This window comes from Azospirillum largimobile (assembly GCF_977007025.2).
On record NZ_CDRMUA020000004.1, the window covers coordinates 372,668 to 388,059 of the forward strand.

Consider the following 15,392-nt stretch of genomic DNA (forward strand, 5'->3'; position numbering starts at 1 on the left):
TCCGGACGGCAGTCGCGCCGGCCCAAGGCGGCAACCCGGCCATTGCTAGGCCGTGGTGCGGTCGCCATATCGGTTGGCATTCCTTCGTGCCCGCTCCGGAGCCCCCATGTTTTTCGGCCCGCTTCCCCTGTCCGACGCAGAGGGCGCAATCCTCGCCCATTCGCTCCGCCTGGGGGCGCTGGTCTTCAAGAAGGGCCGGCGGCTGTCGGCTGCGGATGTCGCGGCCCTGCGGGAGGCGGGTGTCGGCGAGGTGATCGCCGCCAAGCTGTCGGATGCCGATATCGGGGAGGACGCCGCCGCCACCCGCATCGCCGCCGCAGTGGCGGGCGGTGGCGTGCAGGTTGCCGCCGCCTTCACCGGCCGCGTCAACCTGTTCGCGGAGGCGCGCGGCCTGCTTCGCCTCGACCCGGCGCGCATCGACGCCATCAACGCGATCGACGAGAGCGTCACCATCGCCACCCTGCCGGATCATGCCGCGGTCGAGCCGGGCCAGATGCTGGCGACCGTCAAGATCATCCCCTTCGCCGCCCCCGTCGCCGCGGTGGAGCAGGCGGAGCGTCTGGCGGCCAATGATGCGCCACCGCTGGCCGTCCTTCCCTACCGTCCACTGTCGGTGGCGCTGATCCAGACCCGGCTGCCGGGGGTGAAGGACAGCGTTCTCGACAAGACCGTGGCGGTGACGCGGGAGCGGGTCGAGGCCCTCGGCGGCACGCTGGTCCAGGAGGCGCGCTGCGCCCATGACGAGGGCGCGCTGGCGGACCTGATCGCCGCGATGCCGCCTGCGGACCTGCTGCTGATCGCCGGGGCCTCCGCCATCACCGACCGGCGCGACGTGCTGCCCGCGGCCATCGAGCGGGCGGGCGGCGTGGTCGAGCATTTCGGCATGCCGGTGGACCCCGGCAACCTGCTGCTGCTTGGCCGGCGCGGGGGCAAGCCGGTGCTGGGTCTGCCGGGCTGCGCGCGCTCGCCCAAGCTGAACGGCTTCGACTGGGTGCTGCAGCGCATCGCTGCGGGCGTACCGCCGGGCAGGGCGGACGTGATGCGGATGGGCGTCGGCGGGCTGCTGGCGGAGATTCCGACGCGCCCCCTGCCGCGGGCCGGCGTGGCGGCGGAGGCGCCACGGGCGCCGCGGGTCACCGCCCTGGTGCTCGCGGCCGGCCGCTCCAGCCGCATGGGACCGACCAACAAGCTGCTGGCGGAGGTGAACGGCGCCCCGCTGGTCGCCCGCGCAGTGGATGCGGCCCTGGCCTCGCAAGCCGCCAACGTCATCGTCGTCACCGGTCATCAGGGCGAAAGCGTGGCGCGGGTGCTGTCCGACCGCCCGGTGACCTTCGTCCACAATCCCGCCTTCGCCGAGGGGCTGAGCAGTTCGCTGCGCGCCGGGCTGGCGGCGGTGCCGAGTGAGTCGGACGCGGTGGTGGTGTGCCTGGGCGACATGCCTCGGGTGGCGTCCGCCGTGATCGACCGGCTGATCGCCGCCTACAGCCCATTGGAAGGCCGCGCCATCTGCGTGCCGACCACCCATGGCAAGCAGGGCAACCCCGTGCTGTGGGATCGCGCCTTCTTCACCGAGATGGCGGCGCTGACCGGCGATGCCGGGGCGAAGCGGCTGATCGGCCAGCATGCCGACCGGCTGTGCGAGGTGCCGGTGGAGGATGCCGGCATCCTCTACGACGTCGATACCCCCGACCTGCTGGCCCGCTTCGCCGAGACCGCCGGCAGCGGTGTAATCAGCGCGCCAGATCCAGCCAGCGCCGGGTCATAGCGCGGGTGAACTGCTCCGCCACCGGCATGTGGGTGGCGATGGAGTCCTCCAGGCCGTGCAGCATCTCCGCATTGCTCTCCCGCGCTTCCTCCCGGATGCGGGAGGCCCAGCCGCGCAGAATGTCGCCGGTCGCCTCGGGGTGGAACTGGAAGGCATAGGTGGCGCGGCCGAGCCGGAAGGCCTGCCGGTCGCAGGCCTCGCTATAGGCCAGCGGCACCGCACCCTCGGGAAACTCGAAGGTGTCGTAATGCCACTGGGCGAGGTTCAACTCCGGACCGAAGCCGCCCAGCAGCGGGTCGTCCTGCGCCCCATCGGTCAGGCTGACCCGGTGGATGCCCAGTTCCGGCGTGGTATGGCGGTAGACCTTGGCGCCATAGGCGCGGGCGGCCAGCTGCGCGCCCAGGCAGATGCCCATCACCGGCCGGTCGGCATCGGTGAAATCGCGGATCACGTCCATCACCCGGCCGAAATGCGGGCCTTTGGCGTCGTCCCAGGCGTCCTGTGGACCGCCCAGCACCACGAGGCCGGCATAGCCGTCCTTTTCCGGGATCGCCTCCCCCTCGTTGGCGGCAATGGTGTGGAGGGTGGCGCCGTTGCCGGTCAGCGCCTCGCCCACCAGACCGATGGGAGCGGTGCGGCTGTTCTGAACGACCAGGATGCGCATGGGTCTGCTCGGCTCGCGTCGTTGGCACGGGTGTCATCAAGTTGTGAGACCGTCGCGGGCGGAGTTCAAGCCGCGGGCGCTCCAGATCCCATGCTCCGCCCCGCAAAGCCGCTATGCGCGGCGCTTGGCTGCTGGTCTAGAGTGCCTGTCACCCGTCCATTCCGCTCCGCGCCGGAGGTCCGTCCCATGCCTTTCCGCCCCCGCCTGCTCGCCGCTCCGCTGGTCGCCGCCATCCTCGGCTTGGCCCTCCCCGCCTCTTTCCCCGCCTGGGCGCAGAACGGCTCGCTGACCTTCCTGCACATCAACGACGTGTATGAGATCGCGCCGGTGAAGGGGCAGGGCGGGTTCGGGCCGCTGGCGACGCTGCTGAAGCGCGAACGCGCCTCGGCCCCCGACGCCTTCACCACCGTCGGCGGGGATTTCCTGTCGCCGTCGCTGCTGTCGGGCACGACACAGGGCGAGCAGATGATCACCCTGTTCAACGCCATCGGCGTCGATGCGGTGACCTTCGGCAACCATGAATTCGACTTCGGCCCCGACGCGCTGAAGCGGCGGATGGCCGAATCGAAATTCCCCTGGATCGGCACCAATGTGCGCTCCGCCGACGGCTCCGCCTTCGCGAACACGGTGCCGAGTTGGACGAGGACCGTCGACGGCATCACCGTCGGCTTCATCGGCCTGATCACCCCCGACACCGCCCGCCTGTCGAGCGCCGGCCCCAGCCTCGACTTCCCGCCCGTGCTGGACACCGCCGCGGCGGCGGTGAAGGAGTTGCGCGCCAAAGGCGCTGCGGTCGTGGTGGCGCTGACCCATCTCACGATCGAGGAGGACCGGCAACTGGCTTCCAAGGTCAAGGGCATCGACCTGATCCTGGGCGGCCACGACCATGACCCGATCAGCTTTTATGAGGGCTCCACCCTGATCTTGAAGGCCGGGCACGACGCGCAGTATCTCGGCGTCGTCAAGCTGGCCGTGGAAACCGGGGACTCCGGCAAGGGGCCGGCGACCACCACCGTGCCGACCGAGTGGCGCTTCGTCACCACCGCCGGCGTCGCCCCGGATCCGGAGGTGGAGCAGGTCGTGGAGGGCTATACCAAGCGGCTCGACGGCGACCTCGCCGCGGTGATCGGCACCACTACGACCGAACTGGATAGCCGCAAGGATGTCGTGCGCAGCCGTGAGGCCAGCATGGGCAACCTGATCGCCGACGCCCTGCGCGAGACGCTGAAGGCCGATGTCGCGATCACCAACGGTGGCGGTATCCGTGCCGATGCGTTGCATCCCGCGGGGGCCAAGCTGACCCGCAAGGACATCTTCGCCGAACTTCCTTTCGGCAATGTCGGGGTTCTGGTGGAGATGTCCGGGCAGGACCTGATCTCCACCCTGGAGCACGGCGTCGGCAAGGTGGAGGAGAAGGCCGGCCGTTTCCCGCAGGTGTCGGGCCTGACCATGACCTATGATCCCAAGGCCCCGGCCGGCCGCCGGGTGACCGAAGTGACGGTGGGAGGCAAGCCGATCGACCCACAGGCGACCTACCGCGTCGCGACCAACGACTACATGCTGAAGGGCGGTGACGGCTATGCCGCCTTCCCACGGTCCAAAGTGATCGTCGACGCATCGGGGGCGGTGTTGCTGGCGACCATCGTGATGAACCACGTGGAATCCAAGAGAACGGTCACGTCCGCGGTGGAAGGGCGGATCGTGGCAAAATAACGCAGCAGCCGGGACATTATCGGGCTGCGATGCGACACTCCGTTGCGCGGGTGCGGCATTTCCCTTTAGGGTAGCCCGTCCGCCCTATATCCGCGCCGGAAGCCGCCGCATGTCCGATACCCTGCCCAGCCGTTCCAACGACTTCGCCCAGACCTTCAACACCGCCCATGGCGAGGCCGGTTTGGGGCGGGTGTCGATCGCCCATATCCTGCAGCGCATCCAGGCGGATCCGAACTTCCTGTTCAGCGAGGATTTCCGGCAGGGCGGCGGCCAGTGCCCGTTCCATTCCGGCAAGGCCGAGGGAGCGCCAGAGGGAGCGCCAGAGGGAGCGCCAGAGGGAGCGAAGGACGGCGCCGCGCCGATCCCGCAGGACGATGCGGACAAGGTGGCGGTCAACAGCCTGCTGGCCCTGCTGTTCAACCGGCTGCGCGACCACATCGCCGAGAAGCTGCCCTTCGACGCGGATGGGCGGCCGATGCTGCCGATCCCGCCGCGCTCGCTGCATGGGCTGGACCCGGCCGACCGCGTCGCCATGGCTGCGGCGGCGCCGGACGTCCTCTGCTCCGTCCTGCGCGATGCCACCTGCCACCTGCTGGACGGGCTAATCACCGGCTGGGCCGTCGATCTGGTGCATGAGGAGGAGTATTTCCGCTCCCAGGGGTCGGGCGCCATCTCGCTGGAGGCGGCGGCGACCTTCGTCCTGCGCAGCGTGCTGGAGCATTCGCCGCTCTACCAGCGCGCCGGCTACGACATGCTGTCGATCACCAAGACCGGCAGCCACACCGCGATCCACATCTGCTGGGCGCTGGTGGAGGCTGCTCCTCTGCTGGTGCCCGGCCGTGACGCCGCCTTCTACGACGACCTCGTCCGCCGCAGCCTGAAGCAGATCGTGCCGCTGTCGATGGCCAGCCTCGGCATGCTGGTCCACTACATGGAGGAAAGCGGGATCGAGCCGGCTGACGGGCTGGCGGTTCACCGGCTGCCCAAGGACCAGACCGCCTTCGTGCTGGACGGCAACGGCCTGATCCGGCTGAACGCCGATCCCATCGTCACCTTCGCCAAGCCGGGCGAGCGCTACTACACCGGCTGCCCGGCCTTCTACACCACGAACCTGATCAAGCTGTATCTGGACATCGTGGCCGGGCTGGCCCTGGAATATTCCGTCTACGACCGCCTGCAGGAGGGCTGAGCCCGATGGCCCGGACCAACGACTTCGCGCTCACCTACGCCTCCGCGCATGAGGAGGCCGGGATGGCCCGGATCAATCTCGCGCCGATCCTGCACCGCATCGCGGAAGACCCGAACTATCTCCTCAGCGAGGAACTGTTGACGCTGGCCGGCCACTGCCCGGCCCATGCCGACACCCGCAAGGAGGATTTCGAGAAGGTCGCCATCAACACCCTGCTGGGCTTGCTCTATGTCGATCTGCGGGAGCACATCATCGCCCGCATGCCGCTGGACGAGTCCGGCCATCTGGTGCTGTCGACCCCGCCGGACTCGCCGCATGGACTGGATTTCGCCGATCCCACCGGCATCGATGCCGCCGATCCGGACCGCATGGTCGGTTTTCTGCGCGATTCGGTCTGCCACCTGCTGGATGCCATCATCAACGATTGGACGATCAAGGTGATGGTCGAGGAGGACCGCTGCCGGACGGAAGGAACCATCACCGAGATGGCCGCCGCCAGTTACGTCCTGGGGCGCGAATTGCAGAAGTCGGTCCTGCACGGGCCGTCGGGCTACGACATTCTGTCGATCACCAAGACGGGCAGCCACACTGCCCTGCATGTCTGCTGGAATCTGGTGGAAGCCGCCCCGCTGCTCCGTCCGGGGCTGGAAGCGGCCGCCTATGACGACCTCGCCCGCCGCAGCCTGAAGCAGGTGCTGCCGCTCGCCATGGGTAGCCTTGGCATGCTGTGCCAGTTCATGGCGGCGGGAAAGATCGAGGCAGACGACCATCAGGCCATCCACCCGCTGCGCCCCGACCAGTCGGCTTTCCTCTATGATCCGGACAAGGACCTGATCGTCCTGAACACCGACCTGATCGAGCCGACCGCGATGGCGGGGGAACGCCACTACACCGGCTGCCCGGCCTTCTACGCCAACGGCCTGATCAACCTGTACATGGAAATCGTGCTGACCTTGGCGGCGCAATACGGCATGTATGTGCGGCTGCAGGCGAAGTCGGCGTGACGTCGGCATGACAGTGGTTCTTGACGGAACGGCGACCATGCCTATGTTGGCGTTCCGTCAGAGTCGAAAGGTCTAAGTTGGCGAAGAAAAGCTATCTGCGGGCGGTCACCACCACCGCGCTGGCCGACGCGATCAAGCGCAGCCGCAGCCGCATGGCGACGCCGTGGCAGCGTGCGCTCGGCCATCTGGAAAGCGTGTTCATCGACCACGCCTGTTTCCGGCTGATCTATTCGAACACCTACCGCATCTCGCCCAACATGTACCGGGCGAGCCAGCCGTCGCCGTCGCACATCGCCGCGGCGGCGCGCAATGGGATCAAGTCGATCCTGAACCTGCGCGGCTCGCGCGACTGCGCCTCCTACATCCTGGAGGCGGAGGCCTGCCGTGCCCATGGTCTGGAACTGGTCGATTTCCCGGTGAACTCCCGCGACATGCCCAAGAAGGAAACCCTCCTGAAGGCGCGCGAGTTGTTCAAGACCATGACCTACCCGGCGCTGATGCACTGCAAGTCGGGTGCCGACCGCGCCGGATTCATGTCGACGCTGTACCTGTTCGCCCATGAAGGCAAGCCGCTCGACGAAGCGATGAAGCAGCTGTCCTGGCGGTACGGCCACTTCAAGCAGGCGAAGACCGGCATCCTCGACTACTTCTTCGAACTGTACGCCGCCTACAACCAGAAGCGCCCGATCGAGTTCTGGGATTGGGTCGAGCGCGTCTATGATCCGGTCGAAGCCAAGGCGAGCTTCCGCTCGCGCGAATGGGCCGATGCCGTGGTCGACCGGGTGCTGGGCCGCGAATAGGGCGGCCCGCTCCGTCTATCGGGCGACATACCAGTCTGCGCGGTGGTTGAAGGCGACGAAAGCGTTCAGCACCGCGGCCCCCAGGATCGAGGCGAGCAGCGCCGGCCATTCCAGAACGAAGGCGGCGGCGGAGAAGACCGCCAGATCGAACAGCGACTGCAGCCAGCCGGCGCGGAAGCCGGTCTTCTCCTGCAGATAATAGGCGAGGATGCCGACACCGCCGCCGCTGGCGCCGTGGCGGAACAGCCCGATCACCCCAATTCCGACGCAGAAGCCCGCCAGCACCGCCGCGACATAGGGGTTGATGGCGCTGAAGCTCATCATCGACGGCAGCAAGCTGGAGAGGACCGAGATGCCGGTGACGGCGATCAGCGACTTGACCGTGAAGCCGACGCCGATGCGGGCCAGCGCAAGAAAGTAGAAGGGCAGGTTGACGAGGAAGAACAGAATTCCAAAGTCGACGCCCGTCGCATAGGAAATCACGAAGCTCAACCCTGCCGCCTGTCCGGTGACCAGCCCGGCGGCATGCAGAATGGCAATACCGAACGACGTCATCACGACGCCGAACAGTTGTCCTTGCAAATTGTCAAAGACACTGTGCGCTGCCTTTGGGCGCTCGTAAATGACCGATGCAGGGGATGACGAAATAGTCGGGGAAGAATTGTTCGTCATGCCAATCACCCTTCGGCGTCGCCTATGTGTTTACACGCGACAGCCAATATAGGTCATTTCTACTGACCTATCCATACTTCACTTCGGTGACGGGGGAGCTATGCGATTTGCGGGGGATGGGTGTGGTGAGACGGCCCTTTAGTGCCGGCTTACTTGCCCCCTCCCTAACCCCCCCGCTAACGCGGGAGAGGGAACTGCCGCTGCATTCTTGCAAGGCTCTTACCCCCTCTCCCGCGATCGGACCGGCCTTCGGCCGGCCGAGGGCGGGGGAGGGATGAGGAGGGGGCAAATGACCGTAGCAATTGAAGATGAACGCACGGAAATCACGCCGCCAATGTCCGCGCCAGCGTGTCGCCGTCGACGTTGCGGCCGGACAGCACCGCCACCGTCCTTCCGGTTCGTCCCAGCCGGCCGCTCAGCACCGCGGCGACGCCGGCGGCACCAGCCCCCTCGGCCACCATGCCGAAGGAGCCGTGCAGGGCGCGCATCGCGGCGGCGATCTCCGCCTCCTCCACCTCGACCACCCGGTCGACCAGCGTGTCGACGATCGCCTGGGGCAGCTTGCCCAGCGCGTGGACGTTGATGCCGTCGGCCAGCGTCGGGCCGCCGCGCCGGGCCAGCCGCACGCCGATCACCCGCACGCGCGGCCGCTGCGCCTTCACTGCGGCGGCGACACCGGCCAGCAGCCCGCCACCGCCGACGGGAACCACCACCGTGTCCACATCCGGGCGGTCGGCGAGGATCTCCAGCCCGACGGTTCCCTGGCCGGCGATCACGTCGGGATCGTCATAGGGGTGGAGGAAGGTCAGCCGCCGGTCGGCCGCCAGTTCCAGCGCCTTTCCCTTGGCCTCGCCCACCGTCGCGCCGTGCAGCACCACCTCGGCCCCGAGGGCGGCGGTCCGCTCCACCTTGCAGCGGGGCGCCGTCTCCGGCATCACGATGGTGGCCTTCACGCCCAGCCGCGCCGCATGCAAAGCCACGCCCTGCGCGTGGTTGCCGGCCGACATCGCCACCACGCCGCCGGCCCGCTCCGGCGCCGTCAGCCGCAGCAGGCGGTTCAGCGCGCCACGCTCCTTGAAGGCGCCGGTGGCCTGGAAGACCTCGGCCTTCAGCCACAGGTCCCGGCCCAGGGCCGATGCATGGAGCAGGGGCGTCCGGACGATCTGGCCGGACAGCCGCCGGGCCGCGTCGGTCACCGCTGCCAGCGGCAACCAGGCCGGCAGCCCGGCGGCAAAAGCAGGTGCGTGGACGGGCGTGCAGACGGACAAAGTGCGCGCGGCATCGGCATGCGCGGTGAGCATCGCGAAAATCCTCGACGAACGAATTTTGGGTAGGACGGGCTTGACCCGGACCGCCTCAGCGGACCGGGTGAGTAATTCGCGCCGAGCCACACATTCGCTCGCCGAGACGGACGTCGACCTGCGACGCCGCGACAGCGGTCAGACCGTTGGACTTGTCATGAACCGGATTGAGGGTTCCGGAGACCACAGGGTGCAGCGACACGCCACACACTCCACACGACCAGTGAACACGAACACGGCAACTCTCCGACGCTCTCAGAGCGCCGGGCCGGTAATTCGCATTCGCATGGTGGCGGAGATGTTCATAAGATCTGAATACCCGCTGCCGCCGCGGAGGTCAAGCCGTCATCGAGCAAAATGTCGCAGGACGCTCTGATGGCATCAGTTCAACTCGACCCGGTTGCGCCCCAGAGCCTTGGCACGGTAAAGCGCATGGTCGGCACGGCCCAGCACGCTTTCCACCGTATCCGCCAGCGGATGGACTTCCGTCAGGCCGAAACTGCCGGTCAACTGAAACCGTCGGCCATCGGGCAACGGGATCGCCAGCGCCGCCAGACCACTGCGCAGCCGCTCCGCGATCGCCGCACCATCGGTCCGGCCGGTATCCGCCAACAGGATCGCGAATTCCTCGCCGCCGATGCGGCCGATCTGGTCGGTTGTGCGAAGATGGCGGCGAATCTCCTCCACCACGCTGCGGATGGCGGCATCGCCGGCGGCATGGCCCAGCCCGTCGTTGATTCGCTTGAAATGGTCGATGTCGAGCATGACGAGGCAGGCAGGCCCGACAACGGCCCTGGATTCGGCACCGCCTTGCCCGGCCAGCAGACGGTCCAGCAGGTCCAGGATGTGACGGCGGTTGTGGGCGCCGGACAGCGGATCGGTGGTGGCCAGACGGTGCAGTTCATGCTCCATCCGCCGGCGTTCGGTGATGTCGGTTGCGATGCCGATCAGGCCGGCGGCCGTACCGTCCGCCCCGGTCAGCGGGCGCTTCACCACCAGCAATTCGCGTGGGGCTCCATCCGGCCCGACCACGCTGGTCTCGAAGGAATAGGCTTCCGTGCCGGTGCCCGTCCGCCCCTGCCTGTCGATGGTCCATTCGATCCCGTCGTCCGCATCGGGGAAAAGATCGCGGAAAGCGCGGTTGCACAGGGTGCTGCGGCCGGCGGCGTCCCGGTACCAGACCGGGCTCGGCATCATCTCCACCAGATTTTCGATGAAGCGGCGCTGCTCGTCGGCCAGCGCGGTCTGCCGTTCCAGTTCCGCCGTGCGCTCGGCGACCCGGCGTTCCAGGGAGTGGTTCAGGGTCTCGATGGTGACGAGGTCGCGCCAGCCGCGCACCGCGCCTATGAGGCTGGTGAACAGCTTCTGCGCGGTCAGCTCGGCCTTGCTCTTGTAGTCGTTGATATCGTAGGCGACGATTACCTCGCGCTCCGGCGCCTGACCGGGTTGGCCGGTGCGCAGGATGATGCGGATGTGGCGGTTGCCCAGGTCACGGCGGATGTGATGGACCAGCCGCAGCCCGGCGTCATGGGTCTCCATAACCACGTCCAGCAGAACCACCGGCAAATCCGTCCGCTCGGCCAGGATCGCCCGTGCCTCCGCTGCGGAAAAGGCGCTGACGATGGCGAAGCGGCGGCCTTCGAACTCGAAGTCGTTCAGCAGGACGCGGGTCATCGCGTGCACCTGCTCGTCATCGTCGACCACTAGGACAGGCCAGGGGGCCGCGCCTACGGACGGCTGTTCCGACGGCTGCTCCGACGACGTCTCCGCCTGTTCGTCGCCGAACAGCAGGTCGTCGGGAGACATGTTCTCGGGCGAGGCTTGTCCAGGAGAGGTTTGCATATCCCTGTCGCTCACTGGGCTTCTATATCGACGCCTGAGAAATCCTGTTTGAACAGGTTGTTCGTGTAATTCTTCACCTCTTTGCGGTGAACCACTGCGATGAAAGTGTTGGCTATCGGAAACCACGGCATTTCGCGATTGAATATCTGTTGCGCCTTACGGTAATACGCCGCGCGCTTCTCGATATCGTTGTCGGATTTTGCTTTGGTGATCTGTTCTTCGAAATCCGGATTGCACCACCTTGCGACATTGGTGCCGCCCGGCTGCACACCGGTGCAACTCAGCAGGAAATACAGGAAGTTGTCGGGATCGCCGTTGTCGCCGGTCCAGCCATAGATCACCATGTCCTGCTCGCCCTGCGTCACGCGGCTGCGATAGTTGCCCCAGTTCTCCGTTTTCAGCGTGACCTTGATCCCGATGCGCTCCAGGTTCTCCCGGATCATTTCGGCGGCGCGCTTGCCGTTGGGCATGTAGGGGCGCGTGACCGGCGGATACCAGAGATCGAGGGTGAAGCCCTCCGGATATCCTGCTTCGATCAACAGGCGGCGCGCGGCCACCGGGTCGAACGGGTGGTCTTCGATGCTGTCGTCGTAAGACCACATGCCGGGCGGGATCGGGTTCTTTGCCGGCCGCCCTCCATTCTGATAGACGGCATCGACCAACGTGCGCTTGTCGATCGCCAGAGTGACGGCACGCCGCACCCGCACATCGTCGAGCGGCGGCTTCCGGGTGTTGAGCGCCATATAGGCGACATTCTTCCCGTCCTGCTGCTCGATGACCAGATTGGGGTCCTTTTCGATCTTTCCCAATTCCGCCGGGTTCGGGAAGATCATCACGTGGCACTCGCCGGACCGCAGCTTGTTCAGGCGCACGGCGATGTTCGGGGTGATCGAGTAGATCAGGTTGTCCAGCGGTTGGCGCCCCTGCCAATAGCCGTCGAACGCCTTGTAGCGGATGGCGAGATCACGCTGGTAGGACACCAGACGGAACGGTCCCGTGCCGATGGGCTCCTCGTCGAACAGTTCCGGCCGCTTCGCCTTCATCAGGCTGTCGGCATATTCCGCCGACTGGATCGACAGGAACGGCATGGCGAGATCGGCCAGGAACGGAGCTTCCGGCCGGTTCAGCGTGATGCGGACCCCATGGTCGTCCAGCTTCTCCACCGACTTCAACAGGGTCGGCAGCCCCATGCCCCGGAAGTAGTCGTAAGTTGCCGGGCCGACATTGTGGTAGGGATGATCACTTTTCCATTGCCGCTCGATGGAAAACAGCACGTCGTCGGCATTGAGCGTCCGGCTGGGTGTGAAGTGTTCGTTGGAATGGAACCGGACGTTCCTGCGCAAACGGAAATCGTAAACCAGACCATCATCGGAAACCGTATAGGATTCGGCAAGAGCCGGAGTGATGATCTGCGTGCCGCGGCCGAATTCCACCAGATTGTTGAACAGGGGGCTGGCCGCATTCACACTGGTGCCGGAGGTGGACACCTGCGCGTTGAAGCTCTGCGGATTACCTTCCGTGCAGTAGACAAGTGACTTGTCGGCCTGCGCAGCGCCGGACGTTCCCGCAAGCACGACGAGAACACACAGCCCCTTCGCAAGCCTCTTCGTGAATGTCTTCGGCGGCAAAGGCATTTACTGCTCCTGCACGGATTGTGCTTCCATCGCAAGGGCGACGTTATCAGTAGCAAGTCGTCGTGGAAAGCGAATGGTGAAGCGTACGCCCTGGCCGGGACGGCTCTCCACCACAACCTTTCCACCCAGCCTATTCGCCACAAGATTGTAAACAATGTGAAGCCCAAGCCCGGTGCTGCCGGTTCCGCGGCGGGTGGTGAAGAACGGATCGAACACCCGTCCCAGATCGGTCGGCGGAATACCCCTGCCATCATCGGTATAGACCAGTTCCACCAACTCCGGGCTCGGCGCGCAGGCAGCGATCAGAAGGTGCCCCTGCTGTCCGTCCTGATAGCCATGGATGAGGGAGTTCATCACGAGATTGGTCAGGATCTGAGCCAGGGCGCCGGGATAGCCGTTGATCTCGATGCCATCGGGGCACTCGACCCGCAGGCTGTGCCCCGCGCGGCGCCAGGACGGGCTGAGACTGGTCGCCAGATCCTCCAGATAGGGTTTCAATTCGAAGCGCCGCCCCTCGCCGCTGGTCTGGTCGGCGGCGACCTGCTTGAAGCTCTGCACCAGTTCGCCGGCCTGACGCAGGTTCAGCACCATCAGCCGTGCCAATTCCTCCGCCGTCTCCTGGAAATCGGCGAAGTCGCTGCGGCGCAGGTTTCCCTCTTGGGCGAGGCGCCCGATCGATTCCAGCCGGTCCTGCAGATGGGTGGCCCCCATCAGGGCGTTGCCGAGCGGCGTGTTGATCTCGTGCGCCACACCGGCGACCAGGGCGCCGAGAGAGGCCATCTTCTCCGCCTGGATCAGATCGGCCTGGGTGCGGCGCAGGTCCTCCAAAGCCCGATCGGCACGCTCCTTCGCCTCGCGGGCCGCCAACTCCCGCAGACCGATTTCGCGGATGAAGAAGGCCGCGGCGCGCGCCATCGCGCCGAACTCGTCCTGACGGCGCGTGCCGTCGATCGGGCCGGCCAGCGGATCCTCGGCCAGCCGGGTCATCTGCCGCTGCAGCCGCAAGACAGGCCTGCTGATGGACCGCGCGACCACGACCGCCGCACCGCCGCCCAGCAGCAGGCCGATGGTCGCCCCGATGATCAGGATGCGGGTCAGCAGGTCGCCGATGCGCGCCGCTTCGTCGCGGAAGGTCTCGTCCAGTTGGCGGGCGGTCTCCACCAGGGCACCGGCATCGCGGTCCATGGCGATCAGAAGCTGGTTGAGGCGGCGCAGCCCCTCCGCGGTCCGGCCGAGGCTGTCGCGCCAGCTGCGGATGGCCGACAGCACCTCGTCCTGCAGCAGCGGCGACATGGGAAGCCCGCGGACCGTTTCCAGCAGCGTACCGGCATCGTCGACGATGCGGTCGGCTTCCTCCGCGTCGCGTACCGCTACCGCGTCGGCCGCCCGCCGCCCCAGGCGCAAGGCGACGATGGCGACATTCTGGGTTTCCTGCTCCGTATCGTTGGCCTGGATGGCATAGGCGATCAGCTGCACCACCTCTTCCTGGAGCGCGGTGTATCCGGTCGCCTTCACCATCAGGATCCGGGCGGTCAGCGCCTCGATGGCGGATGCCGCTCCGGCGCTGGCATGCTGTGCATCGGCAAGCCTCCGCTGCGCAGCGGTGGATCGCGCCTGCACCTCATGCAACCCGTCCAGTGCCGGGCGGACCGATGGCAGGAGGGTGGATAGGAAGGTCACGTCGGGCTGCTGGTTCAAGGTGCCGGTCAGGACCAGCGCCCGCACCACCGGCAGGGTCCGGATGACCTGCTCCGCCAGCATCCGTTCCCCAAGGCCGGTGCCCGACCTGCCGTCTTCGCTGAAGCCGGCCGCCGCCTGGAGCGCCGTTTCGAACCGGTTCAGCGCCGCCTCGCGCTCCGCCCGCGTCTCGTGCAGTGTCTGCACGGCGGATTGCAGGTCGGCGACCGCCGCGGCATAGCGGCCGGCGGTTTCCGCCGCCGGATAGCGGTCGGCCAACGGATCGGTGCGGCGCAGCGCCGCCTGGAGCCGGCCGGCGGTGGCCGACAGCTTGTCGGTGGCAATGCGGAAATCCGCGGCGGTCAGCGGCCGCCCGGTGCCGAAGACTCCGGCTCCGAAGGCCAGTGCCGCGACATGCTGCGCCTCCGCCCGCTGCAGGGCCAGCATCGCCTCGCGCAGTTCATGGGCCCCGTCGACCACGTCGCGGCTGTCGCGCAGGCGCTGGTCCGCTTCCGTCAGCGAGCCGAGCGAATCCACATTGGCGGCGTGCTGGCGCTTTCGGGCACGATCGGTCAGGGTCATCAGGCTGGCGGCATGCCGGCCCATATCGGCGACGGCCGCATCATTGGCGCCCGTCACCTCGATGAAGGCGCGCATCTGGCCGACGTAGCGCTCCAGCACCGCGGTGGCGCGCTCCACCTCATGACGGTGGGCGGCGGCCGATCCCGATGTGTCCAACTGCCGCAGTTCGGTATCCGCCGAGGCCGACAATGCTTCGAACCGGGCGACACGGCCGGCGCGATCGGTGGGAGCGACCTGGAGATAATCGATCCGCGCCGCTGTCGCCGCCAGCACGTCGCGATAAACGGAACCGGCAAGCACCGCCGCTTCGTAAACCCGTTCGCTGCGATCCAGCAGAAGCCCGCCGGTGACGGCGATCACCGCGGCCACCGCCACCGGCACGCCCCCAACCATTGCGATGCGCGAGCGAATCCTCATGCGCGCCCCGCCGCGGTCATCCGCGCGCAGGCTGTCCCGGCAGTGAACCGGGGAAACGAAGAGGATGACCGGCGGTCCGCCACGAACGCTCCGCACACAGGATCACTGGTGCCTTATCAGAGCAACTAGCGG

The 15,392-nt window shown here is 67.0% G+C and carries 11 protein-coding genes; 5 read left to right on the forward strand and 6 right to left on the reverse strand.

All coding sequences use genetic code 11. The features are described 5' to 3' along the window. Window positions 1-106: 106 nt before the first annotated feature. A complete protein-coding gene (locus ACWPKK_RS23220; RefSeq protein WP_452008964.1) occupies window positions 107-1,765 on the forward strand; it encodes an NTP transferase domain-containing protein in 1,659 nt (552 codons plus the stop codon). Here ACWPKK_RS23220 and ACWPKK_RS23225 read toward each other — a convergent pair. Beyond that, window positions 1,731-2,429: a type 1 glutamine amidotransferase gene (locus ACWPKK_RS23225; protein ID WP_452008967.1), complete on the reverse strand. Its 699-nt coding sequence runs from the start codon at window positions 2,427-2,429 to the stop codon at window positions 1,731-1,733. The two genes, ACWPKK_RS23220 and ACWPKK_RS23225, sit on opposite strands and share 35 nt — an antisense overlap. A 186-nt stretch (window positions 2,430-2,615) precedes the next feature. Here ACWPKK_RS23225 and ACWPKK_RS23230 point away from each other — a divergent pair, with 186 nt between their 5' ends. The 4 genes from ACWPKK_RS23230 (at window position 2,616) to ACWPKK_RS23245 (ending at window position 7,135) form a co-directional block, all read left to right on the forward strand. Next, window positions 2,616-4,142 carry a bifunctional metallophosphatase/5'-nucleotidase gene (locus ACWPKK_RS23230; protein ID WP_452008970.1) on the forward strand — a complete coding sequence of 509 codons (1,527 nt, stop codon included), beginning with the start codon at window positions 2,616-2,618 and terminating at the stop codon, window positions 4,140-4,142. Between the two features lie 109 nt (window positions 4,143-4,251). Continuing rightward, window positions 4,252-5,331 carry a hypothetical protein gene (locus tag ACWPKK_RS23235; protein WP_452008973.1) on the forward strand — a complete coding sequence of 360 codons (1,080 nt, stop codon included), beginning with the start codon at window positions 4,252-4,254 and terminating at the stop codon, window positions 5,329-5,331. A gap of 5 nt (window positions 5,332-5,336) precedes the next feature. Continuing rightward, window positions 5,337-6,335, forward strand: a complete 999-nt coding sequence (locus ACWPKK_RS23240; RefSeq protein ID WP_452008975.1) for a hypothetical protein — start codon at window positions 5,337-5,339, stop codon at window positions 6,333-6,335. A 77-nt stretch (window positions 6,336-6,412) separates the two neighbouring features. Then, window positions 6,413-7,135 (forward strand): fused DSP-PTPase phosphatase/NAD kinase-like protein, encoded by a 723-nt coding sequence (locus tag ACWPKK_RS23245; protein ID WP_310118328.1) that lies wholly within the window; start codon window positions 6,413-6,415, stop codon window positions 7,133-7,135. A 15-nt stretch (window positions 7,136-7,150) separates the two neighbouring features. Here the strand turns inward: ACWPKK_RS23245 and ACWPKK_RS23250 are convergent, their stop codons facing one another. The 5 genes from ACWPKK_RS23250 to ACWPKK_RS23270 form a co-directional block, all read right to left on the reverse strand. Next, the gene (locus ACWPKK_RS23250) at window positions 7,151-7,816 is read right to left on the reverse strand and encodes a YitT family protein (protein WP_452008978.1); all 666 of its coding nucleotides are present in this window, start codon (window positions 7,814-7,816) and stop codon (window positions 7,151-7,153) included. A 314-nt stretch (window positions 7,817-8,130) separates the two neighbouring features. Further along, window positions 8,131-9,108 (reverse strand): pyridoxal-phosphate dependent enzyme, encoded by a 978-nt coding sequence (locus tag ACWPKK_RS23255; protein ID WP_452008981.1) that lies wholly within the window; start codon window positions 9,106-9,108, stop codon window positions 8,131-8,133. A 381-nt stretch (window positions 9,109-9,489) separates the two neighbouring features. Further along, complete coding sequence (locus ACWPKK_RS23260; protein ID WP_452008983.1) at window positions 9,490-10,914, reverse strand: diguanylate cyclase; 1,425 nt, start codon at window positions 10,912-10,914, stop codon at window positions 9,490-9,492. Window positions 10,915-10,961: 47 nt separating this feature from the next. Then, a complete protein-coding gene (locus ACWPKK_RS23265; protein WP_452008985.1) occupies window positions 10,962-12,584 on the reverse strand; it encodes an ABC transporter substrate-binding protein in 1,623 nt (540 codons plus the stop codon). Further along, window positions 12,585-15,260 carry an ATP-binding protein gene (locus tag ACWPKK_RS23270; RefSeq protein WP_452008987.1) on the reverse strand — a complete coding sequence of 892 codons (2,676 nt, stop codon included), beginning with the start codon at window positions 15,258-15,260 and terminating at the stop codon, window positions 12,585-12,587. Between the last annotated feature and the right edge of the window lie 132 nt (window positions 15,261-15,392).